Origin of the sequence: Fervidibacillus halotolerans (assembly GCF_026547205.1) — a bacterium.
Lineage (GTDB): Bacteria > Bacillota > Bacilli > Bacillales > Caldibacillaceae > Fervidibacillus > Fervidibacillus halotolerans.
In genome coordinates this window covers 1,257,004-1,280,507 of the sequence record NZ_CP106877.1, presented here as the reverse complement: position 1 = coordinate 1,280,507, position 23,504 = coordinate 1,257,004, and the positions used below count along the sequence as shown (strand labels likewise).

22 protein-coding genes are annotated in these 23,504 nt (G+C 39.5%); 21 read left to right on the top strand and 1 reads right to left on the bottom strand.

Going from position 1 to position 23,504, the window contains the following annotated elements; translation table 11 throughout:
• The first annotated feature begins 28 nt into the window (after positions 1-28).
• From fmt to spoVM, 8 genes are all read left to right on the top strand, one after another.
• Complete coding sequence (gene fmt / locus OE105_RS06020) at positions 29-1,000, top strand: methionyl-tRNA formyltransferase (RefSeq protein WP_275421842.1); 972 nt, start codon at positions 29-31, stop codon at positions 998-1,000.
• Positions 975-2,321 (top strand): 16S rRNA (cytosine(967)-C(5))-methyltransferase RsmB, encoded by a 1,347-nt coding sequence (gene rsmB, locus OE105_RS06015; protein WP_275421841.1) that lies wholly within the window; start codon positions 975-977, stop codon positions 2,319-2,321. The genes fmt and rsmB overlap by 26 nt, the downstream gene beginning before the upstream one ends.
• Before the next feature lie 100 nt (positions 2,322-2,421).
• Entirely contained in the window at positions 2,422-3,207 is a 786-nt protein-coding gene (locus OE105_RS06010) for a Stp1/IreP family PP2C-type Ser/Thr phosphatase (RefSeq protein WP_275421840.1), read from the top strand.
• Positions 3,182-5,131 (top strand): Stk1 family PASTA domain-containing Ser/Thr kinase, encoded by a 1,950-nt coding sequence (gene pknB, locus OE105_RS06005; protein ID WP_275421839.1) that lies wholly within the window; start codon positions 3,182-3,184, stop codon positions 5,129-5,131. Before OE105_RS06010 ends, pknB begins: the two co-directional genes overlap by 26 nt.
• Positions 5,132-5,243: 112 nt before the next feature.
• Positions 5,244-6,131, top strand: a complete 888-nt coding sequence (gene rsgA / locus OE105_RS06000; protein WP_275421838.1) for a ribosome small subunit-dependent GTPase A — start codon at positions 5,244-5,246, stop codon at positions 6,129-6,131.
• Positions 6,128-6,772 carry a ribulose-phosphate 3-epimerase gene (gene rpe / locus OE105_RS05995; protein ID WP_275421836.1) on the top strand — a complete coding sequence of 215 codons (645 nt, stop codon included), beginning with the start codon at positions 6,128-6,130 and terminating at the stop codon, positions 6,770-6,772. The genes rsgA and rpe overlap by 4 nt, the downstream gene beginning before the upstream one ends.
• Before the next feature lie 23 nt (positions 6,773-6,795).
• Positions 6,796-7,455 carry a thiamine diphosphokinase gene (locus OE105_RS05990; protein ID WP_275422112.1) on the top strand — a complete coding sequence of 220 codons (660 nt, stop codon included), beginning with the start codon at positions 6,796-6,798 and terminating at the stop codon, positions 7,453-7,455.
• Between the two features lie 110 nt (positions 7,456-7,565).
• Positions 7,566-7,646 (top strand): stage V sporulation protein SpoVM, encoded by an 81-nt coding sequence (gene spoVM / locus OE105_RS05985; protein WP_275419074.1) that lies wholly within the window; start codon positions 7,566-7,568, stop codon positions 7,644-7,646.
• Positions 7,647-7,760: 114 nt separating this feature from the next.
• On the opposite strand, the gene rpmB is transcribed toward spoVM, so the two are convergent.
• On the bottom strand, positions 7,761-7,949 hold the full coding sequence (gene rpmB, locus OE105_RS05980) for a 50S ribosomal protein L28 (RefSeq protein WP_275421835.1): 189 nt from the start codon (positions 7,947-7,949) through the stop codon (positions 7,761-7,763).
• Positions 7,950-8,215: 266 nt separating this feature from the next.
• Between rpmB and OE105_RS05975 the strand changes: the two genes are divergently transcribed.
• The 13 genes from OE105_RS05975 (at position 8,216) to ftsY (ending at position 23,429) form a co-directional block, all read left to right on the top strand.
• A complete protein-coding gene (locus OE105_RS05975) occupies positions 8,216-8,578 on the top strand; it encodes an Asp23/Gls24 family envelope stress response protein (RefSeq protein WP_275421834.1) in 363 nt (120 codons plus the stop codon).
• A gap of 15 nt (positions 8,579-8,593) precedes the next feature.
• On the top strand, positions 8,594-10,270 hold the full coding sequence (locus OE105_RS05970) for a DAK2 domain-containing protein (RefSeq protein WP_275421833.1): 1,677 nt from the start codon (positions 8,594-8,596) through the stop codon (positions 10,268-10,270).
• 286 nt (positions 10,271-10,556) lie between these two features.
• On the top strand, positions 10,557-11,219 hold the full coding sequence (gene sdaAB, locus OE105_RS05965) for an L-serine ammonia-lyase, iron-sulfur-dependent subunit beta (protein WP_275421832.1): 663 nt from the start codon (positions 10,557-10,559) through the stop codon (positions 11,217-11,219).
• Positions 11,220-11,255: 36 nt separating this feature from the next.
• Positions 11,256-12,140 carry an L-serine ammonia-lyase, iron-sulfur-dependent, subunit alpha gene (gene sdaAA / locus OE105_RS05960; RefSeq protein ID WP_275421831.1) on the top strand — a complete coding sequence of 295 codons (885 nt, stop codon included), beginning with the start codon at positions 11,256-11,258 and terminating at the stop codon, positions 12,138-12,140.
• The gene (gene recG, locus OE105_RS05955; RefSeq protein ID WP_275421830.1) at positions 12,137-14,191 is read left to right on the top strand and encodes an ATP-dependent DNA helicase RecG; all 2,055 of its coding nucleotides are present in this window, start codon (positions 12,137-12,139) and stop codon (positions 14,189-14,191) included. The genes sdaAA and recG overlap by 4 nt, the downstream gene beginning before the upstream one ends.
• Positions 14,192-14,291: 100 nt before the next feature.
• Positions 14,292-14,876, top strand: coding sequence for a transcription factor FapR (gene fapR, locus OE105_RS05950; protein WP_275421828.1), 585 nt, complete (start codon positions 14,292-14,294; stop codon positions 14,874-14,876).
• A complete protein-coding gene (gene plsX, locus OE105_RS05945; RefSeq protein ID WP_275422111.1) occupies positions 14,876-15,859 on the top strand; it encodes a phosphate acyltransferase PlsX in 984 nt (327 codons plus the stop codon). The genes fapR and plsX overlap by 1 nt, the downstream gene beginning before the upstream one ends.
• Before the next feature lie 36 nt (positions 15,860-15,895).
• Positions 15,896-16,840 carry an ACP S-malonyltransferase gene (gene fabD, locus OE105_RS05940; RefSeq protein WP_275421827.1) on the top strand — a complete coding sequence of 315 codons (945 nt, stop codon included), beginning with the start codon at positions 15,896-15,898 and terminating at the stop codon, positions 16,838-16,840.
• Positions 16,840-17,583 carry a 3-oxoacyl-[acyl-carrier-protein] reductase gene (gene fabG / locus OE105_RS05935; protein ID WP_275421826.1) on the top strand — a complete coding sequence of 248 codons (744 nt, stop codon included), beginning with the start codon at positions 16,840-16,842 and terminating at the stop codon, positions 17,581-17,583. The genes fabD and fabG overlap by 1 nt, the downstream gene beginning before the upstream one ends.
• Positions 17,584-17,675: 92 nt before the next feature.
• Positions 17,676-17,909: an acyl carrier protein gene (locus OE105_RS05930; RefSeq protein WP_275421825.1), complete on the top strand. Its 234-nt coding sequence runs from the start codon at positions 17,676-17,678 to the stop codon at positions 17,907-17,909.
• 155 nt (positions 17,910-18,064) lie between these two features.
• Positions 18,065-18,823, top strand: coding sequence for a ribonuclease III (gene rnc / locus OE105_RS05925; protein ID WP_275421824.1), 759 nt, complete (start codon positions 18,065-18,067; stop codon positions 18,821-18,823).
• 44 nt (positions 18,824-18,867) lie between these two features.
• On the top strand, positions 18,868-22,425 hold the full coding sequence (gene smc / locus OE105_RS05920) for a chromosome segregation protein SMC (RefSeq protein ID WP_275421823.1): 3,558 nt from the start codon (positions 18,868-18,870) through the stop codon (positions 22,423-22,425).
• A gap of 35 nt (positions 22,426-22,460) precedes the next feature.
• Positions 22,461-23,429, top strand: coding sequence for a signal recognition particle-docking protein FtsY (ftsY, locus tag OE105_RS05915; protein ID WP_275421822.1), 969 nt, complete (start codon positions 22,461-22,463; stop codon positions 23,427-23,429).
• The last annotated feature ends 75 nt before the right edge of the window (positions 23,430-23,504 follow it).

Sequence of the window (23,504 nt, the reverse complement as noted above, 5' to 3'; positions counted from 1 at the left end):
CTTGAAATAGAAAGAAAGGTTGGTTTTAATGACGAAGATTGTGTTCATGGGGACCCCTGATTTTGCAGTTCCCATATTAAAAAGAATTATCGATGATGGATATAACGTGGTCGGTGTAGTTACCCAACCAGACAGACCCGTTGGAAGAAAGAAAAAAATCACCCCTCCCCCTGTGAAAAGAGAAGCGTTAAAACATGGGATTAATGTATTACAACCGGAAAAAGTAAGGGAGGAAAAGGCTTTACGAGAAATATTAGCCTTGCAGCCTGATTTAATCATTACGGCAGCCTTTGGGCAAATTTTACCGAAGAAATTACTCGATTATCCGAAATATGGATGCATCAATGTCCACGCTTCCCTTCTTCCAGAGCTAAGGGGAGGAGCGCCGATTCATTATGCCATCCTGCAAGGGAAAAGGAAAACGGGTATTACGATTATGTATATGGAAGAAAAACTAGATGCTGGAGATATTTTGTCCCAAGCGTCCCTTACGATTGATGAAAAAGATACTGTTGGGACACTCCACGATAAATTAAGCATCCTTGGAGCTGAATTGTTAAGTGAAACGTTACCGAAACTGTTAAGTGGAAAAGTTAAACCGATTCCCCAAGACCATGAAAAAGCGACTTTCGCCTACAATATTAAAAGGGAGCAAGAAAAAATTAACTGGGCAGATACGGGGGAAAATATTTATAACCATATTCGCGCTTTTCATCCTTGGCCTGTGGCTTACACAACAATAAAAGGTGAAATTTTGAAAATTTGGTGGGGAGAAAAGGTATCATTAAACGTACAAAAACAACCAGGTGAAATTGTTACCATCGATCAGGAGGGAATCATCGTAGCAACAGGTAACCGAACGGGGATCAAAATTACGGAATTACAACCGGAGGGAAAGAGGCGGATGAAGACGGCCGACTTTTTAAGAGGGCGGAATGATACGGACTACATTGGCCTAATTTTAGGAGGAAACGATGACGAACAGAAAAGGCATTCGTGAAGTTGCACTGGACATTTTAGAATCGATTGAAAAAAAAAGTTCGTATAGCAATTTGCTTTTGAAACATGCGATTGAAAAGTACAATGTTTCAAAAAAGGATGCGAATTTATTAACGGAAATGATCTATGGAACATTGCAAAGAAAATTAACCATCGATTATTATCTTCAACCCTTTATAAAAAAAACAAAAAAAATTGAACCTTGGGTAATGATTCTTCTTCGCCTTTCCGTTTATCAATTCGCTTATTTATCAAAAATACCTGACCATGCGATTATTCATGAAGCGGTCGAAATTGGAAAAAAACGGGGACATAAAGGCATCGCTAGCTTTATAAATGGTGTACTTCGATCGATTCAACGGAAAGGGCTTCCATCCATTGAATCGTTTACTGATCCGATCGATCGATTGGCTATCGAAACGAGCCATCCGAAATGGTTGGTCCAAAAATGGGTGGATCAATTTGGAATGGATCAAACGACTCAAATGTGTTACGAAAATAACACCCCTCCGAAACAAACGGCACGAATAAATCGGTGGAAAACTTCTCCCCAAAATGTGATCGATCGTTTGAAACAGGAAGGAATCGATGTGAAACTTAGTGAGCATTTACCGAACGCCATTCAAATTTCCCAAGGTCATTTAGCCTCCACGTTTGCCTTCCAAAAGGGGTGGATTTCTATCCAAGATGAAAGCTCTATGCTCGTTGGATTCGCCATCGATCCAAAGGAAGGGGAACGAATTTTAGACACTTGTTCTGCACCGGGTGGAAAGGCTACAGATATGGCAGAAAGGATGAATAATACCGGTACGATTATTGCATGTGATCTACATTCACATAAATTGAAATTAATTGAAGAGAACAAACGTAGACTCGGGCTAACGAATATTGAAACGATCAAATGTGATGCAAGAAAGGCAAGTGCAATTTTCCCACCGGAAAGTTTCGATCGAATCTTGGTTGATGCCCCATGTTCGGGACTTGGAGTGATTCGAAGAAAACCAGAGATTAAATATACAAAAAGTGAAGAGGATATCCAAAATTTGGTCAAAATTCAAAAGGAGATTCTTCATGATGCAGCTAAACTGGTAAAAAAGGGCGGATTACTCGTTTATAGTACTTGTACGGTCGTAAAAGAGGAAAATGAGGAAGTGGCAGAACACTTTTTAAAAACGCATCCGGATTTTGAAAGGGACACAACATTTGCTGACCGACTTCCCCAGTCGGTTCAACCGTTTATACAAGGAAATCGATTACAACTTTTTCCACAAAATTTACAAAGTGACGGATTTTTTATTGCAAGCTTTAAAAAGAAAGTGTAATTTTGTAGTAGAATATTTTCCTTACATCTAGCATATTGATGGGAAAAATAGATAGGACAAGTGATTCATTTGTTCGTAAATGTGGAGACGAGGTGACAAAATGGAGGCTATTGATCGGACCGACCGCGGAAAAGTAAGGAATTTGAATGAGGATTATGTCGGAGTTTTTAAAAAGGATCATGGGGATTTATTGGCTGTTGTCGCCGATGGTATGGGAGGTCATTTGGCCGGAGATGTTGCAAGTAAAATGGCAACGGAACGAATGGAACAGCTTTGGAATAAAGAAGGGAAAATTGAAACACCAGAACAGGCTGAGCGATTTTTCAAAGAAAAGATTAAGCAAATTAATTACGAAATTTTCAAACTCGCAAGAGAAAACAAAGATTATCAAGGAATGGGGACGACATTAGTCGCTTCCATTTGTACAGAAAAATTCGTTACCGTTGCAAATATTGGGGATAGTCGATGTTATTTAATCAATCATAGCGGTATGAAACAACTAACCGATGACCATTCCCTTGTAAACGAACTTGTTAAAAGTGGACAAATTTCAAAGGAAGATGCTGAGCATCATCCTAGAAAAAACATTCTTCTCCGTGCATTGGGAACGGAAAAGGATGTGGAAGTCGACTTGAAAACAATCGGCTTTGAAAAAGGAAATTATTTATTACTCTGTTCCGACGGATTAACGAACATGTTAACGGATCGGGAGATTGAAGACGTTTTGTTATCTGAAAGAAAACTTGGGGAAAAAGCGGATTACCTCATCCAACGGGCCAACGACAACGGGGGTGTGGACAACATTTCTTTGATCATCGTTTATCATCATAAAGAGGAAAAAGAGGAAGTAGGTGAACTTCATGTTAATAGGAAAACGGATCAATGAGCGATATAAAATCATCGAAATGATCGGTGGAGGGGGAATGGCGAACGTATATTTAGCAAGGGATGTTATTTTGGAACGATATGTGGCTGTAAAAATCCTCCGCTTAGATTTTGCAAACGATGAAAAATTTATTCGTCGTTTTCGCCGTGAAGCCGAATCCGCCACAAGTCTCGTTCATCCGAATATCGTCAATATTTACGATGTGGGGGAAGAGGCCGATATTTATTTTATCGTGATGGAATATGTCGAAGGGGAGACATTGAAACAATATATCCAAAGCAACTCACCACTTCCGATTGAAAAAACGATCGATATTATGAAGCAATTGGTATCTGCCATTTCCCATGCTCATCAAAATAATATTATTCATCGGGATATTAAACCGCAAAATATTTTAATTGATAAAAAGGGAAATGTAAAAATTACTGATTTTGGAATTGCACAAGCGTTAACATCAACGACGATTACAAATACGAACTCTTTGCTCGGATCCGTTCATTACATATCCCCTGAGCAGGCTAGGGGTGGGATGACGACGAAAAAATCGGACATCTATTCTCTAGGGATTGTCATGTTTGAAATGTTGACAGGAAGGGTCCCTTTCCAAGGAGAATCTGCGGTTAGTATTGCACTAAAACATTTGCAAAGTGAGCCCCCTTCACCGAAACAATGGAACCCACATATCCCACAAAGTGTAGAAAATATTATTTTAAAAGCGACCGCAAAGGATCCATTTTATCGATATGATGACGTATTGGAGCTGGAACAAGATTTACTCACATGTTTAGAACCGGATCGGTTAAATGAACCTCCTTTTCAGATACCTGAAGATACGGAACCGACTAAAGCGATACCGATTATTCGAGATGAAAAAACGAAGGACGTCCAAACCGAATCGAAACAGTTGGATATCGTTAATGACAATAAGGAAGAACAAAAAACAGAAAAAAAACGAAAAAAATGGCCGATTGTTATTGCCTCCCTTTCCATTCTAATCGTCGCATTTTCCATATTAGCTGTTACCGTTTTTCCGAAAATGTTTGGCCCTGATGATGTGGAAATTCCCGACCTAACCGGTAAGGTGGCAGAGGATGCAATAGAGGAATTGGAAAGTTTAGGATTAGAAATCGGTTCAACGACGAAACTACCTAGTGATGAAATTCCCGAAAATCATGTGATTCGTACGGATCCGAAGGCGGGTCGATCCGTTAAAGAAGGTGCGGAAATTCACTTATTTATCAGTAGCGGTAAGGAAAAAATCGTGTTAAGCGACTATACAGGAAGAATGTATGATGAAGTGTTAAATTTATTAAAACCGAGAAATTTTAAAGATATTAAAAAAGTTGAAGTATTTGACAGTAGTGAACCTGGAACGATTCTCGATCAACAGCCTGAATCTGGAGAGGAAATTATACCGGAAGAAACCGAACTGATTTTTACTGTAAGTAAAGGAGAAGAAACATTTATTTTAGCCGATTTAACGAATTACAGTGTAAATGCTCTAAAAGAGTATGCGGATAGTAACGGTATTACGATTAATATGACTGAAGAAGATTATCACGATACGATTCCGGCCGGTTATGTAATTAGCCAAGATATAGAAGCTGGTACGGAAATAAAAAAGGGAGATACGGTTAATGTTGTCATGTCTAAGGGGAAAGAACCGTTTCCTCCAAAAACGGCGACGATTCAAATAACCATTCCGTACACGGGGGATGAAGAAAATCAAACACCTCAAAGCGTTCAGATTTTCGTAGACGATTTAGAACATGATTTCACCAACCCGATCGAATCATTTAATATCACCGAAACGAAAAGACATAGCTTTACAATCGTCGTTCCACCGGATTCAAAGGCCCGTTATCAAGTTGTCGTAGATGGTTTTGTGATCATTGATGAAGAAGTTGACTACTCAGATTTATAAGGTTTGATTCTTTAACCCTTTGAAAAGAAAAGGAAACATTTTGAATGAGATATTTTAGAACGATTTTGTACAATAAGTATATAGGAATTGTCGTAACGAAAGGAGTGTTGCAATGCCGAGCGGAACAATCATAAAAGCATTAAGTGGATTTTATTATGTGAAGTCAGAAGCAGGAATTGTTCGATGCCGAGGAAGGGGAGTATTTCGAAAGCAAAACATATCTCCGCTAGTAGGGGATTATGTAGAATATAGTGCTGAAAAGGATTCAGAAGGTTATATTACAGCAATTAGTGAGCGAAAAAATGAACTTATTCGACCACCGATTGCGAATGTTGATCAAGCGATTCTCGTTTTTTCAGCTAAAGATCCGGATTTGCATACGACTTTGTTAGATCGGTTTCTTGTCGTCATTGAATCCAAAAAAATTAAACCGATTCTCGTTGTTACAAAAATGGATTTATTAACGCCGAAGGAAAAGGAGATGATCGATGAATATATTTCCGTTTATCGATCAATCGGCTACAAGACGATTCCTTTGTCATCGAAAACAGGAATGGGTCTTGAGCAAATCAAATCCATTTTCGACGGGAAGGTTTCTGTTTTTGCTGGACAATCAGGTGTGGGAAAATCGACGCTTATTAACGCTTTAAGACCGGATTTGCAGTTAAAAACGAGCACGATTTCAAAACATTTAGGAAGGGGAAAACATACGACTCGTCATGTGGAACTTTTGGAAATTAGTAAAGGGCTCGTAGCGGATACTCCTGGATTTAGTGCAATCGATTTTTTTGGTATGGAACCGACCGAACTAAGTTTTTATTTCCCTGAAATAAGAGATCAAATGTCGGGTTGTAAATTTCGAAATTGTTTGCATGTGTCTGAACCAAAATGTGCAGTTAAGGAAGCAGTGGAAACCGAACAAATTCAAGCTTTCCGTTATCAACATTATTTGATGTTTTTAAAAGAAATTCAAGAAAGAAAGCAGAGGTATGAAAAATGACAAAAATAGCACCATCGATATTATCCGCAGATTTTTCCAAATTAGCGCAAGAAGTAAAGGATGTGGAGCAAGGAGGAGCCGATTACATCCATATCGATGTTATGGATGGCCATTTTGTACCAAATATCACAATGGGACCGATTGTTGTTGAAGCGATTCGTCCGGTAACTTCCCTGCCCTTTGATGTCCATTTGATGATCGAAAATCCCGACCGTTACATAGATGATTTTATTAATGCGGGTGCGGATATTATATCCGTTCATGCCGAAGCTTGTATTCATTTACATCGTACGATCCATCGAATCAAAACCCGGGGATTGAAAGCAGGTGTCGTATTGAATCCTGCCACACCTGTTGAGTGGATTATCGAAATTTTGCCTGATGTGGATTTAGTTTTGTTAATGACGGTAAATCCGGGATTCGGTGGTCAAAAGTTCATCCCCAACGTGCTAAAGAAAATTCGTCATGTTCACGAGTTGAGGAAGGAAAACGGATGGAATTTTGAAATCGAAGTAGACGGAGGAATAAATGAAGAAACAGCTAAATTTTGCGTTGAGGCCGGTGCGGATGTTTTAGTTGCAGGTTCCGCAGTATATCGATCGAAAAATCGGCGACAAGCCATTAATAAAATTCGAGGCTAAAAAGTTTAGGAAGTGATTCGTTGATGGACGATTGGACGACGATACATATCGTGGCGGGTGGGCCAAAGGAATTGATACCGGATCTGTCCCCATCCCATCGTGAAGGTATTTTTTGGATTGCTGTCGATAAGGGTGTAAAATATTTAATGGATGAGGGTATCGTGCCCAATATGGCGGTTGGTGATTTCGATTCCATATCGGAAAAGGAACGGGAAATTTATGAACAAACCGTTCCTTTATTCAAAATATATGAAAAAGAAAAGGACGAGACGGATTTGGATATTGCCTTGAGTTTCGCTTTGGAAAAAAAACCGAAGATCATTCGAATCTTCGGAGCTACAGGCGGTAGGATCGACCATTTAATGGCAAATATTTCCCTACTTATCAAACCTTTACAAATAAATGGTCCATTAATTGAATTAATCGATCGTCAAAACCTCATTCAAGTAAAAGGGCCCGGTCAATATGTGTTGAAAAGGAAATTGGATAAACCATATATTTCTTTTATTCCTTTAACAAATAAAATTGCGGGATTGACATTAAAAGGATTTAAATATCCGTTAGAAGATCGCCAGATTCCCTTTGGCTCAACTTTATGTATAAGTAACGAACTTATTCAAGAATATGGTACTTATTCATTTGAAAAAGGCATATTATTGGTAATAGAAAGTAGTGACGGATAATTGTGCGTAATTTCTCCAGCCAGATTCGCTTCATTATCTATTTGCTATGAATAAGTTCAGTTAGAAATTGTGCATGTTTATGCTTGTTTGAGCCAAGGAGGGATCGATGAATGAAATTTTATACGATTAAACTTCCGAGATTTCTTGGTGGGTTTGTCCGTGCATTGTTAGGTGTGTTCAAAAAAAAATAAAAGAAGATCGCCCACGACCGAGAAAATAACCCTTTGTCCCGAATGAAGGAGACAAAGGGTTTTTACTTTTTCCAAAATATAAAAGGATTATTCGTCTTATAAGGCATGAAACGGTTATACACGTTCAACCTTGCCGGATTTTAAAGCCCGTGCAGAAACATATACACGTTTCGGTTTTCCGTTTACTAGAATACGTACTTTTTGTAAGTTTGCTCCCCAAGAACGTTTATTCGCATTCATCGCGTGAGAACGGGAATTTCCGAATGACGTTTTTTTCCCTGTAACATAACATTTACGTGCCATGATTTTCCCTCCTTACTCCAAAAAATCAAAGGTTCAAATTTCCTTAAAGATACTAAAATAATGTATCATAGTTTCCTCATGAATGCAATAGGATTCACGGTATAACTAGGGTGATGTAGATTTTCAAGAGAAAAAACTTGACATATTCCTGTATTTTTCGCTTTATAATATAGACAGGTGGTAGGTCTTTTAATCTCGTTAGGAATATAGTAAAATAAAATATAGTTTGTTTTATTTAACCGTTTATCCGTAAAGGAGGAAAAAGGATGTCCATTGAATTAAAAACGAAATACGGGCAAATTGAAATTTCAAACGATACGATCGCTCAAATATGTGGCAATGCGACAGTTGATAGTTACGGCGTCGTAGGTATGGCATCTAAAAATCAAATTAAGGACGGAATCTCGGAAATTTTACGGAAGGAAAACTATTCTCGTGGTGTGATCGTCCGTAAAGAAGAAGATCAAATACATATCGATTTGTATATCATCGTCGGTTACGGAACGAAAATTTCTGAAGTGGCCCATAATGTTCAACACAAAGTGCAATACGATTTGGAACAAATTATCGGTTTAAAACCAGATTCGATTAATATTTTTGTACAAGGTGTTCGTGTTACGACCCCATAAGAAGGAGGAAAAAGCGTGTCAATTACAGTAATAGACGGAAAACGGTTTGCAGAAATGATCTTTTATGGAGCAAGCCATCTGTCAAAAAACGCTCAATATGTGGATTCATTAAATGTCTTTCCCGTTCCGGACGGGGATACGGGAACGAATATGAATTTATCGATTCAATCAGGTGCAAGGGAAGTTAGAAATAATATCGATTCCCATGTAGGAAAAGTCGGAGCCTCTTTGGCAAAAGGACTACTTATGGGAGCTAGAGGGAACTCGGGCGTCATTTTATCCCAATTATTCCGTGGCTTTTCCAAATTGATCGAAGACAAAGAAACGATCGATGCTTTAGATTTTGCCCAAGCTTTAAAATATGGTGTCGAAACAGCTTATAAAGCGGTTATGCGCCCTGTAGAAGGAACGATTTTAACCGTTGCAAAAGATGCGGCAAACAAAGCGGAAGAAGTGGCTAATCGTACGAATGATTTGACCGTTCTAATGGAGGAGGTCGTCAAAGAGGCGAAGGCTTCATTGGAACGAACCCCAGATCTTCTCCCAGTTTTAAAAGAAGTCGGTGTTGTTGATAGTGGAGGACAAGGACTTGTCTTTGTGTACGAAGGATTTTTAGCTCAATTAAATGGGGTTCAACTAGAAGGAATGGAATCACCGGAAATATCTATGGAACAATTGGTGAAACAAGAACACCATAAAAGCGTCCAAGGATTTATGAATACGGAAGATATTGAATTCGGCTATTGTACCGAATTTATGATTAAATTGCAGCCGGAAAAATTGAAAACGAATCCTTTCGATGAAAATACGTTCCGTAATGATATTAGTCGATTTGGTGATTCTTTACTTGTCATTAGCGATGATGAAGTCGTAAAAGTGCATATCCATTCTGAAAAACCTGGTGAAGTATTGACGTTTGGTCAAAAATACGGTGAATTAATCAACATGAAAATCGAAAATATGCGTCAGCAGCATACATCGATTGTGGAAAAGGACAAGTCCGTACCTGTAGAACATGTTTCTAATCGTAAGGAAGAAGAGTATGGATTAGTTACCGTCGCTATGGGAAGTGGAATTCGGGATTTATTCCAGTCAATCGGCGCAAAAGTTGTAATTGAAGGCGGACAAACGATGAATCCGAGTACGGAAGATATCGTAAAAGCGATTGAACAAAGTCCTGCCAAAAAAGTATTTGTTTTCCCGAACAATAAAAATATTATTTTAGCTGCAGAACAAGCGAGAGATGTGAGCGATCGGGAAGTCATCGTCATCCCGACAAAAAATGTTCCGCAAGGTGTGGCTGCCATGCTCGCCTTCAACCCGAATGCGGATGTTGAACAAAATAAGACGTCGATGATTCAAGCGATGGAACAAGTTAAATCCGGCCAAATCACTTACGCGGTACGGGACACGAAAATCGACGGATTAACGATTGAAAAAGATGATATTATGGGAATAAAGGATGGCGAAATCGTCGTTGCAGATAAAAATATTGCTGTAGCTTCGAAGGAATTGTTGAAAACAATGATTGATGAAGATAGTGAAATTTTAACGATCTTAACAGGTGAAGATGCGACCGACGATTTGGTGGATGAACTTGTTCAATTTGTTGAACAACAGTATCCAGAGGTTGAAGTGGAAGTCCACGATGGAAAACAGCCGTTGTATCATTTTATTTTTGCGGTAGAATAAGACCTATTTAATAATGATCACTAAAGCACCCCAATTGCTTAGGGCCGATCGGCAGTTGGTGGTGCATTTTTTCATTTATACATGTCCTAAGATATAATCTATTTTCTATTCATATAAAATTCAAGGTACTGGGATGAATAGGTTTCAATTATGTTCCAATCATAATATAATATGGAAAGAAGGTTTAAAGTGAAGGCGTAATAATCGTTAAATAGTAATCAATAATCATTTGAAATTCAACCGATTGAAATCTTGTGTGGAGGATACAAAAAGGGGATGGGAAAATATGAAATTTCGTAGTGTTTTTGATATTATTGGCCCAGTAATGATTGGACCATCTAGTTCCCATACGGCTGGAGCAGCGCGTATTGGTCGAGTGGCACGAACGATTTTTGGAAGAAAACCGAATTGGGCCAAAATCCATTTATACGGTTCCTTTGCAGAAACCTATCGAGGACACGGTACAGATGTGGCCATCGTAGGTGGTTTATTGGATTTTGACACATATGACGAAAGGCTCGTTCAGTCCCTCGAACTGGCGGAACAAATGGGTCTCGAAGTGGAATTTTTTGAAGAAGATACGGTGATGGATCATCCGAATACAGTGAAAATACGTATCGGTGATCAAAGGGGAGAGTTGGAGGTAGTCGGTGTTTCCATAGGTGGAGGAAAAATAGAAATTGATGAAATTAACGGTTTTAAATTGAAATTAACCGGGGAACATCCGGCAATTATCGTTTTGAATAATGACCGTTTCGGATGCATTGCAGGAGTTGCAAGTACGTTAGCGAAAAATCATATTAACATCGGTCATATGCAAGTATCTCGAAAGGAAAAAGGGAAATTGGCCCTTATGGTTTTGGAAACGGACGAAAATGTGGAAGAATCAATATTGGAAGAAATCAGTTCTCTTCCGAATATTTTACAAGTTGCGAGGATCGTTGAATAATCTTTCCAAGTTATTTGGAATGTAAGGGGGATGGTTATGTTATTTCGAACTGTTCGAGAACTCGTTATATTAGCGGAAAAGGAAGGAAAAAAAATCAGCCATATTATGATTGAACAAGAGATGAAAGTGACAAAAATGAGCCGCCAAGAAATCATTGAACGGATGGAAAAAAATTTTCAAGTGATGGAAAGTTCGGTGGAGAAAGGTTTAAAAGGAGTTACCTCCCGTTCTGGACTCACCGGTGGAGATGCGGTTCTTTTACAAGAATATTTGAAAAAAGGAAAACATTTGTCGGGAGGCTTTATCCTCGATGCGGTTAGTAAGGCGATGGCGACGAATGAAGTAAATGCGGCTATGGGGATGATTTGTGCAACACCGACCGCTGGAAGTGCAGGGGTTGTTCCCGGAACACTTTTTGCCGTAAAGGAGAAGTTGAATCCTACTCGAGAACAGATGATTGAATTTCTTTTTACAGCTGGTGCCTTTGGCTTTGTAGTCGCAAATAACGCTTCCATTTCCGGTGCCAGTGGAGGTTGCCAAGCAGAAATTGGCTCAGCCAGTGGAATGGCAGCGGCAGCGATTGTGGAAATGGCAGGAGGAACACCGAGTCAGTCCGCAGAAGCGATGGCCATTACGTTAAAAAATATGCTCGGTCTCGTTTGTGACCCGGTTGCCGGTCTTGTAGAAGTACCTTGCGTGAAAAGAAATGCCATGGGTGCAGCAAATGCGATGGTCGCTGCGGATATGGCCCTTGCTGGTATAAAAAGTCGGATTCCGTGCGATGAAGTGATTGAGGCAATGTTTAGGGTTGGACAAATGATGCCTTCGGCGTTAAAAGAAACCGCACAAGGGGGGTTAGCGGTCACGCCAACAGGGAAAAAATTAGAAAGGGAAATTTTTGGCAAACCGCAAAAGAAGTGACAGAAGAATTAGAAAAAAATGTTACATCCATTCGAGGAATCGGGGAAGAGACGGCTTCGATGTTAGCAACCATGGGCATTCATACTGTAGAAGACTTACTAACGTATTATCCCTTTCGATTTGAGGATCAGCGGTTAAAGGATTTAGCAGAAGTCGATCACGATGAAAAAGTGACGGTGGAAGGATCCGTTATGAGTGCCCCTTCCTTAACTTTTTATGGACGAAATAAATCCCGTTTAGCTGTCCGAGTGATGGTTGGATCTTACCTCGTTACAGCTGTTTTTTTTAATCGCCCGTATTTAAAGAAAAAATTGCAGTTAAACACGATCGTTACGTTAAGTGGGAAATGGAATCGACATCGTCAGCAAATCATCGTTAACGAAGTAAAATTTGGTAAAGCGAACCATGTTCATATGACAGAATTTCAACCGTTCTATTCGGTTAAAGGGGATTTAACATCGAAAGGGATACATCGCTTTATTCGCTTAGCCTTGACCCAATATTTTCACGCGATCGAAGAGACGATTCCAACCTTTTTATTGGAAAAGTATCGACTTTTACCGAGGAAAGAAGCGATCCGTGCCATTCATTTTCCTAAAAATGCTGAAGAAATTAAACAGGCAAGAAGGCGCCTTGTTTATGAAGAATTTTTGCAGTTTCAACTAAAAATCCAAGCATTACGAAAAATTGAACGGGAAAAATCAGCGGGTGCAGCCCTATCATTTAAAAATGAACCATTAAAAATGATGATTCAATCGTTACCTTTCCCGTTAACGACTGCCCAAAAACGGGTGCTGAAGGAAATATTATACGATCTCCGCTCCCCTTATCGGATGAATCGATTGTTACAAGGGGATGTTGGCTCAGGGAAAACCGTTGTCGCCGCCATCGCCTTATTTGCCACGGCCCTTTCCGGTTATCAAGGTGCATTAATGGTACCGACTGAAATTTTAGCCGAACAGCATGCGGAATCAATTGAAAAATTATTGTCCCCCTTTTCCGTAGAAATCGCGTTACTGACCGGTTCTGTAAAAGGGAAACGACGGAAGGAAATTCAAGCCGGTCTTGAAGATGGTCGTATTCAAATTATCATCGGAACCCATGCATTAATTCAAGAGGATATTCAGTTTTCCAATTTAGGTCTTGTCATTACCGATGAACAACATCGCTTTGGTGTTGAACAACGACGCATTTTACGGGAAAAAGGGGTCAATCCGAATACGTTAATTATGACGGCAACCCCAATTCCGAGAACCCTTGCCATCACTGCTTTTGGAGAATTGGATATATCCGTGATCGATGAGATGCCGGCTGGACGGAAAAGGGTGAAAACTTATTGGGCAAAGCCGGAAATGCTAGAGCAGGTTTTGTCGATGATGGAAAGGGAGTTGAAAAAGGGAAGACAAGCTTATGTAATCTGTCCTCTTATTGAAGAATCGGAAAAATTAGATGTGCAAAATGCAATCGATGTTCATGCGAGTCTCGTCCAATTTTTTCGCCATCGGTTTAAAATTGGGCTGATGCACGGTCGACTTTCACCGGAAGAAAAGGAAGCTGTCATGCGGGACTTCTCAGAAAATAACGTTCACGTACTCGTCTCAACGACAGTCGTAGAAGTTGGTGTAAATGTACCGAATGCCAGCATGATGGTCATTTACGATGCGGAACGATTCGGCCTTGCCCAGTTGCATCAATTACGTGGGAGGGTTGGAAGGGGAAATCACCAATCCTACTGTATATTACTTGCCGATCCGAAATCAGAAACGGGTAAAGAACGGATGCGAATTATGACGGAGACTTACGATGGTTTTTTACTGAGCGAAAAGGATTTAAAATTACGTGGACCAGGGGACTTCTTTGGAAAAAAACAGAGCGGACTTCCGGATTTTAAAATCGCTGATATGGTCCATGATTATCGGGCATTGGAAGTGGCGAGAAAAGATGCCGAGATGTTCATTCAATCCGATGAGTTTTGGACGAAGGATGAATTTTCTAGATTGAGAAGACAGGTTGAACAGTCCGGTATTTTGGATGGGAAAAAACTGGATTAAAGTGCAAATATTTTGAATGCATATTTCTCTTGCAATCCGTATCTAGCTTATTTATACTACTATTAGGACCTAGTCATAATACATAAATGGGGAAAAACAAATGAGACGGAATAAAAAGGAACGACAGAAACAACTGAAAGAAACGATTATGGAAAATCCGTTTATCACGGACGAAGAACTGGCAGAAAAATTTTCCGTCAGTGTTCAGACGATTCGGTTGGATCGGCTTGAGCTATCCATTCCAGAACTACGGGAACGTATTAAAAATGTCGCTCAACAAAATTTTGCTGACCAGCTTCGTTCACTTCCAATCGAAGAAGTCATCGGAGAGATTATCGATATCGAACTGGATCAACAGGCGATTTCTATTTTGGATATTAAAAGGGAACATGTTTTTAGTAGAACGCATATTGCAAGGGGTCATCACTTATTCGCCCAAGCAAATTCCTTGGCGGTAGCTGTCATTAATGATGAATTAGCTTTAACTGCGAAAGCGAATATTCGATTTATCCGGCAAGTAAAGCTTGGAGAACGGGTAGTTGCAAAGGCAAAAGTCATCAATAAAGAGGATGCAAAAGGACGAACGATTGTTAAAGTAAAAAGTTATGTACATAAGGAACTCGTATTTATCGGTGAATTTTCCATGTTCCGTTCAAATTTTACAGAAACAGGTGACAAACAATGATTAGACTAGCAATCGACGCAATGGGCGGAGACTACGGACCAGAAATTGTCGCTAGCGGAGCGGTCCGAGCAGTCGAACAGTTTACTGATTTGGAAATTACATTAATCGGGAATGAAAGGGAAATCAATCGTTATTTAAACGATTCCTCACGAATATCTGTTATTCACACGGATGTTCAAATTATGGGCGATGAAGAACCCGTTCGAGCTGTACGGAGAAAAAAAGATTCGTCTATGGTGTTAATGGCCCAACAAGTAAAGGAAGGCAAGGCAGATGCTTGTATTTCTGCAGGAAACACCGGGGCGTTAATGGCCAGCGGTTTGTTTGTGGTCGGGAGAATTCGTGGTATTGACCGTCCTGCCCTTGCACCGACATTACCGACCATTGATGGGAAGGGATTTTTATTTTTAGATGTGGGTGCTAATGCCGATGCAAAACCTGAACATTTATTACAATATGCTTATATGGGTTCCATTTATTCCGAAAAAGTAAGGGGTATTGAAAATCCGACCGTGGGATTATTGAATATCGGAACGGAATCGAAAAAGGGAAACGATCTAGCTCGCAAATCCTACGAACTATTGAAAAAAAGCGACTTGAATTTCATCGGAAATGTAGAAGCGAGGGATTTGCTAAACGGTGTTAGTGATGTCGTTGTAACCGATGGATTTACTGGCAATATGGTTTTAAAAAGCATCGAAGGTTCTGCTTTATCCATTTTTAAAATGTTGAAAGAAACATTGACGGCGAATATGAAGGCGAAACTGGCTGCCTCACTTATTAAAACCGACTTAGGAAAATTAAAAAATAAAATGGATTACTCCGAATATGGTGGCGCTTGTCTTTTTGGCTTAAATGCACCGATCGTTAAAGCCCACGGTTCTTCCGATAAGCAGGCGATCTTTCATGCGATTAGGCAAGCGAGGGAATTAGTATTAAATCAAGTTTCTGATAAAATTGCAACGGCTATTTCTAAAAAATAGGTGGAACCTCCCTAGAAAATTGAAAGGAGTTCGATGATGACAAAAATCGCCTTTATTTTTCCAGGTCAAGGCTCCCAGACGGTTGGCATGGGAAAGGAATTGGCCGATATATATCCAAATGTAGAAAAAATTTTCCACAAGGCCGATGAAGTATTAGGTGAAAAATTATCCGACCTGATCTTTGACGGTCCTCAACATGACCTAACGTTAACGACAAATGCCCAACCCGCATTACTGACCGTAAGTACTGCCATCTTACAAGCGGTAACGGAACAATCCATCTTCCCTGATTATGTTGCAGGACATAGTCTTGGTGAGTACAGTGCATTAGTCGCAAATAACGCTTTGAATTTCGAAGATGCAGTACAGATCGTTCGAAAACGGGGTGAATATATGGAGACGGCGTTACCACACGGACAAGGGACGATGGCTGCCATCTTAGGAATGGATCGGGAAATATTAAAAGAAATTACGGAACAAGTATCAGGTTCGGGGGATTCGGTGCAATTGGCAAATTTAAATTGCCCTGGGCAAATCGTTATATCCGGAACGAAAGCAGGTGTGGACAAGGCTTGTTCCATTGCGAAGGAAAACGGAGCGAGAAGGACAATCCCCCTTGAAGTAAGTGGTCCATTCCATTCCGTTTTGATGGAACCGGCAAGGGAACGAATGAAATCTGTATTGGCAAACTATGATATAAGAAAGACGGAAATCCCTGTAATTTCCAACGTTACTGCTGAGCCGACGACACTAGGTCACGAAATCAAACAACTGTTAATCCAGCAAATTACTTCTCCAGTTTTATGGGAAGATTCCGTCCGAAAGATGATTCAGTTAGGTGTGACGACCTTTGTGGAAATTGGACCAGGAAAAGTATTAACGGGATTAATTCGAAAAATTGATCGTACGGTGAAAGTTTTGCCAATTTATGATGAGTCGACTTTAAACATTGCCATTAGCGAATTAAAGGGGGAGAAGTGATGAATTTAGAAGGAAAAAAGGCGCTAGTTACCGGTGCTTCTCGGGGGATCGGTCGGGAAATCGCATTAGAGTTGGCAAGATGTGGAGCTGATGTCGTTGTCAACTATGCCGGAAACGAACAATTAGCTCAAGAAGTTGTCGAGGAAATACGAAAATTAGGAAAAAAAAGTATGGCTATACGAGCAAACGTTGCAGACAGTCAAGAAGTGGAACAGATGGTAAAGGAAGCGATTGATTATTTAGGTGGTTTACACATCCTCGTTAACAATGCTGGAATTACTCGAGATCAATTAATTGTAAGGATGAAGGAATCGGAGTGGGACGAAGTACTTGATGTTAATTTAAAAGGTGTATTTTTGACTACGAAGGCCGTAACGAGACAAATGATGAAGCAAAAACAAGGTCGAATTATTAATATTTCTTCGATCGTCGGTGCGAGCGGAAATGCTGGACAAGCCAATTACGTGGCTGCAAAATCTGGAATTATCGGTCTTACGAAAACGACAGCAAAGGAACTGGCGAGTAGGAATATTACTGTAAATGCGGTTGCACCAGGATTTATTACAACGGATATGACGAGTCAATTAACGGAAGATGTAAAAAATGATTTAGCAAAACAAATTCCTTTAGGTAGACTCGGTGAGCCAAAGGATATTGCAAAAACCGTTGCCTTTTTATCATCGGATAATAGTAGTTATATTACCGGACAAACGATCCATGTTAACGGTGGAATGTATATGTAAAGGGTAGTAACCCACCAATGTATGATTCAGCCTAATGTGCATCTTTATATAAATAAATGATTCGTATATACTACTTGAGGGGAGGTGAAAATATGAGCGATGTATTTGAACGAGTAAAAAATATTATTGTCGAACGTCTCGGGGTAGAAGATGAAAAAGTTACGATGGAAGCAACTTTTAAAGATGACCTCGGTGCCGATTCGCTCGATGTTGTAGAACTTGTTATGGAATTAGAAGATGAATTCGGCTTACAATTTTCCGATGAGGATTCTGAAAAAATCGTTACCGTAGGCGATGCGGTAAAATACATAGAAAGTAAGCTGTAATCAATTTTAAGCAAATGAACGAAAAGGAAAACACTTCACTTGATTTAAGTGAGGTGTTTTCTTTCTATAAAAACCGTTAGAACGAAAAAAAAACTTTGCTTAATTGAAATTTTCTACTACACTTGATGTGTATACTATAAAAGGTGTGAATAAAAATGGTTAAGTTTCATCGAGGAAAAGAAGTAAAAAACGATCGCATGAAAATTCGATTTAAACAATTTCAAGAGAAGATTGGAATACAATTTTCCAACCCAAGTTTGCTTACTCAAGCTTTTACCCATTCATCTTATGTGAACGAGCATCGCAAAAAGTATCGGGAAGACAATGAAAGATTGGAATTTCTCGGTGATGCCGTCTTAGAACTTACCGTATCCCATTTTCTTTATCAAACGTATCCGATGATGGAAGAAGGGGAATTGACGAAGCTCCGAGCAGCAATCGTATGTGAGTCGTCCCTCGTATCCTTTGCTAAGGAACTCGATTTCGGTAATTTAATGTTGTTAGGAAAAGGCGAAGAATTAACCGGAGGTAGGAACCGTCCAGCTTTATTAGCGGATGCTTTCGAAGCATTTATCGGTGCCTTATATTTGGATAAGGGGATCGGTGTCGTGCAACGTTTTCTAGAAAAAATCGTTTTCCCGAAAGTTTTGGAAGGTGCTTTTTCCCATGTGATGGATTATAAAAGCCAATTACAGGAACTTGTTCAAAGGGACGCATTAGGTGTGGTAGAATATAAAATTGTCGAGGAAAGGGGCCCGGCCCATAATCGGGAATTCGTTTCCCAAGTAATCATTAACGGCAAAACATATGGAACGGGTATAGGAAAGTCGAAAAAAGGAGCTGAGCAACAGGCAGCCCACATAGCGTTATGTAAATTGAAAAATGTATTTCATGGTGAAAGAAAGGATATTTAGAATTATGAAAATGGACGTATGTTTAGGGATAGGGGGGAGCGGTCATGTATTTAAAAAAATTGGAGATCGTTGGATTTAAATCCTTTGCGGAAAAAATATCCATCGATTTTGATAAAGGTTTGACCGCGGTCGTCGGACCAAATGGAAGTGGAAAAAGTAATATTACCGATGCCATTCGTTGGGTGCTTGGAGAACAATCGGTAAAATCGTTACGAGGGGGAAAGATGGAAGATATTATATTTGCCGGTAGTGATACGAGAAAACCGTTGAACTTTGCTGAAGTATCTTTAACCCTCGATAATGAAGATCATTTCCTCCCCCTCGATTATCAAGAAATATGTATTACGAGACGCATCGATCGTTCTGGTGAAAGTGAATTTTTTATCAACAAACAACCTTGTCGCTTAAAAGATATCGTCGATTTATTTATGGATTCAGGACTTGGAAGAGAGGCCTTTTCTATCATAAGTCAAGGAAAAGTTGAAGAAATATTAAATAGTAAAGCTGTTGAGCGGCGATCGATCTTCGAAGAAGCAGCAGGGGTATTAAAATATAAAACGAGAAAACGAAAAGCTGAGTCGAAATTAGAAGAAACGGAAGATAATTTGAACCGGGTGAAAGATATTTTACATGAACTGGAAAACCAGTTGGAACCTTTAGCCGCTCAAGCATCCATCGCTAAAGACTATTTGGAAAAAAAAGAAGAGCTTAATAATCATGAAATCAGTATCATCGTTTATGAAATTGAACAATTGCATGCACGATGGGAAAAGCAAAAAAAGAATGTGGAAAAACATACGGATGAAGAAGGTCGCTTAGCTGCAGTTATCCAAAAAAAAGAGGCGGAAATTCAACAGTTCCGTAATGAACTCGCAGCGATCGATGAGTCGGTGGAACAACTCCAAAAATTGCTCTTGACAACGAGTGAAGAGTTGGAAAAGTTAGAAGGGAAAAAGGGAGTTATAAAGGAACGAAAACGGAATGCAAAACAACAATTGCAAGGAATCGATCAACAAATTGCGGAAGATATGGAAAAACTTTCCCAATTGCAACGAGAAACGGAGAAAATAGCAGAACAACGAAGCCATCTTTTACAAACGATCGAACGAGATCGGAAATTATTGTCCGAAAAAAGTCAAGCGTTACAATTGTTTCAAGGTGATATCGAAAAGAAAATCGAAACGTTGAAAAGCGAATATATCGATTTACTGAATGATCAAGCGACAATAAAAAATGAAGATCAACATATTCGCAACCAGTTGGAACAGTTGGCAAATCGGAGGGACCGTCTCCTTAAGGAAAATGAACAAATCCTCGTTGAACGGAAAAAAGTGAAAGATCGGATTCATTCGGTGGAAGAACAGATAAAAGAAGTGCAACAAGTACTCGAACAACTCGCTTCAGCCCGTTTAGAAAGGGAACGAAACTTGGAACGATTGGAAAAGGAATATAAAAGGGCTGAACAAAACTATTACAAAACATTACAATTTGTTCAACAGGCGAAAAATCGAAAAGAACTCCTTGAAGAATTGGAAGAAGATTTCTCCGGATTTTTCCGGGGAGTCAAGGAAGTGCTAAAGGTCCGAAACCAGCTATCTGGTGTCGAAGGTGCAATCGCTGAATTAATTCGTGTAGATGAACCGTTCCAAACAGCTATTGAAATTGCCCTTTCTTCCGCGATGCAACATATCGTTGTGAAAACGGAAGAAGACGCGAGAAAGGCTATTAGTTATTTAAAGAAAAACGGTTTCGGTCGGGCAACTTTTCTCCCCTTATCAGTCATAAGAGGGAAGGCATTGCCGGAGTCTATTGAAAAAATCGTCCGCGATCATCCATCCTTTGTAGGAGTTGCATCGGATATCGTTTCCATCGATCCGAAATATCACCATATTATTAAAAATTTATTGGGAAATGTAATTATTAGTAAAGACTTAAAAGGTGCAAACGACATTGCAAAACAGATACAATATCGATACCGAATCGTTACATTAGATGGGGATGTGGTACATGCCGGTGGTTCGATGACCGGTGGGGCAACGAAACAAAAAGGTGGATCATTTCTTGCAAGAAAGACAGAATTGGAAACATTGCGAAAAAAATTGTCGGAAATGGATGCGACCGTGACAAAACTAGAACGAGATATGAAACGAAAAAAAGAAATGATTCACAATCAGAAAAACGAGTTTCAAAAGATGGATGATCATCGAGATTCGTTACAAAAACAGTTGCAAAATTTAAAGGATCAACGGAAGGATTTGTATTGGCAAGAAAAAAATATCGATGAGCGACTCGTTATATTTGATCGGGAAGAAAAATCTTTAGCAGAAGAAAAACAGGAATTGGAAAAACGAGCGAATCAAAATCAGGAACAATTGGAAAACATTCAGTTAACCATCCAACAAACAGAGGAAGAGATTGCTACCCTATCGGAAAGACAAAATATGAAGGAATCCGAAAAAACGGATTTAATGGAAATGATTCATCAATTGAAAGTGGATTTGGCGAAGAAGGAAGAAAAACTCAATCATTTACAAGAACAGTTGAATACTTTCCAACAACGCCAAATTGAACTAAAGGAACGGATGGAGAGAAATCAACGGGAACGAGAGGAATATCTTCACGTAATCGCTTCAAACGATAAAGAGGAGATTCATATTGAACAAAAGGCAAAAGAAACCTTAATAGATAAGGAAAAAACCCTCGAATTAATTTCGGAAAGAAGGAAAACGAGGTTAGAATTACAACACCTTTTAGAAGATCTCGAAGGGGAAACGAAAGGGCTGAAAAAACAGCATAAAGATTTAACCGAATTATTAACCGACGAACAAGTCAAATTAAATCGACTCGATGTGGACTTGGATAATCGGTTAGTGAAATTGAGAGAGGAATATTTCCTTAGTTTTGAAGGAGCAAAGCAGTCATACCCGTTATCCATTCCTTATGAAGAAGCGAAGAAAAAGGTTATGCTCATTAAACGAGCGATCGACGAACTCGGTACGGTTAATCTCGGAGCGATCGATGAATATGAACGGGTAAAAGAACGTTATGAATTTTTAATGGAACAAAAGAAAGACTTGCAAGATGCAAAGGATACTCTCTATCAAATCATTGCTGAAATGGATGAGGAAATGGTTCGCCGTTTTCAAGAAACATTTTCAGCTATTCGTGACGAATTCAACGATGTATTCTGTTCATTGTTTGGTGGTGGAAGGGCAGATTTAACATTGACGGATCCGGAAGATTTATTGAATACTGGAGTGGAAATTATCGCCCAACCACCTGGAAAAAAATTGCAAAACTTAGCCCTTCTTTCCGGTGGAGAGCGTGCGTTGACGGCGATTGCTTTATTGTTTTCCATTTTACGGGTTCGCCCTGTCCCTTTTTGTGTACTCGATGAGGTGGAAGCAGCTTTAGATGAAGCGAACGTGTATCGTTTTAGTCAATATTTAAAACAATTTAGTAAACAATCTCAATTTATCGTGATTACCCATCGAAAGGGTACGATGGAAGAAGCAGATGTTCTTTATGGGGTAACAATGCAAGAGTCCGGGGTATCCAAACTTGTTTCCGTTCGATTGGATGAAGTAAGTGTTGTTGGATAAATACTCATATTTTGGAAGAAAGGAATTGGGATCATATGGGATTTCTCGATAAATTCAAAGAAAAATTCACAAGTCAAACGGAGGCGGTAACGGGAAAATTTAAAGACGGATTATTGAAAACCCGTCAAAATTTAACGGAAAAGGTAAATGATTTGGTTGCCCGTTATCGAAAAGTAGACGAAGAATTTTTTGAGGAATTGGAAGAAATATTTATTCAAGCAGATATTGGTTTTGATACCGTGATCGAACTTGTGGATGAATTAAAAATGGAAGCGAAACGAAAAAAAATTCAACAATCGGAACTTTTGAAAGAGATGATTGTAGAAAAATTAGTGGAAATTTATTATGGGGAAGATGAAAATATTTCCACATTGAATCTTCCAGACACTGGACTTGCGGTTATTTTATTCGTCGGTGTCAATGGGGTTGGAAAAACGACGACGATTGGGAAAATGGCTTATAAATTAAAGTCGGAAGGTAAACGGGTGCTTCTCGCTGCAGGAGATACGTTTCGAGCAGGAGCCATCGAACAATTGGAAGTTTGGGGAGATCGTACCGGTGTAGAAGTCATTAAACATCAGGAAGGTTCTGACCCGGCAGCGGTCATATACGATGCGATTCAAGCGGCGAAAAGTCGAAAAGTGGATGTGTTGTTATGTGATACAGCTGGAAGGCTACAGAATAAAGTAAATTTAATGAAAGAATTAGAAAAGGTAAAACGGGTCATTCAACGGGAAATTCCTGAAGCCCCCCATGAAGTGCTCCTCGTTTTGGATGCAACGACAGGACAAAATGCAATGGTTCAGGCAAAACAATTTAAAGAGGCGACAGGTGTGACCGGGATTGTTTTAACGAAATTAGATGGTACAGCAAAAGGGGGAATTGTGATCGCCATTAAAAAAGAGCTGAACATACCGGTCAAATTTGTCGGTCTAGGTGAAAAAATCGATGATCTTCAACCCTTTGATGCGGAAGCTTATGTATATGGGCTGTTTGCAGAATAATTAGTTACATCATATTTTTTTAAAAAAAAGGGGAGGGTTCCCCTTTTTTTCGTAATCTCATTCCATGATCACAGG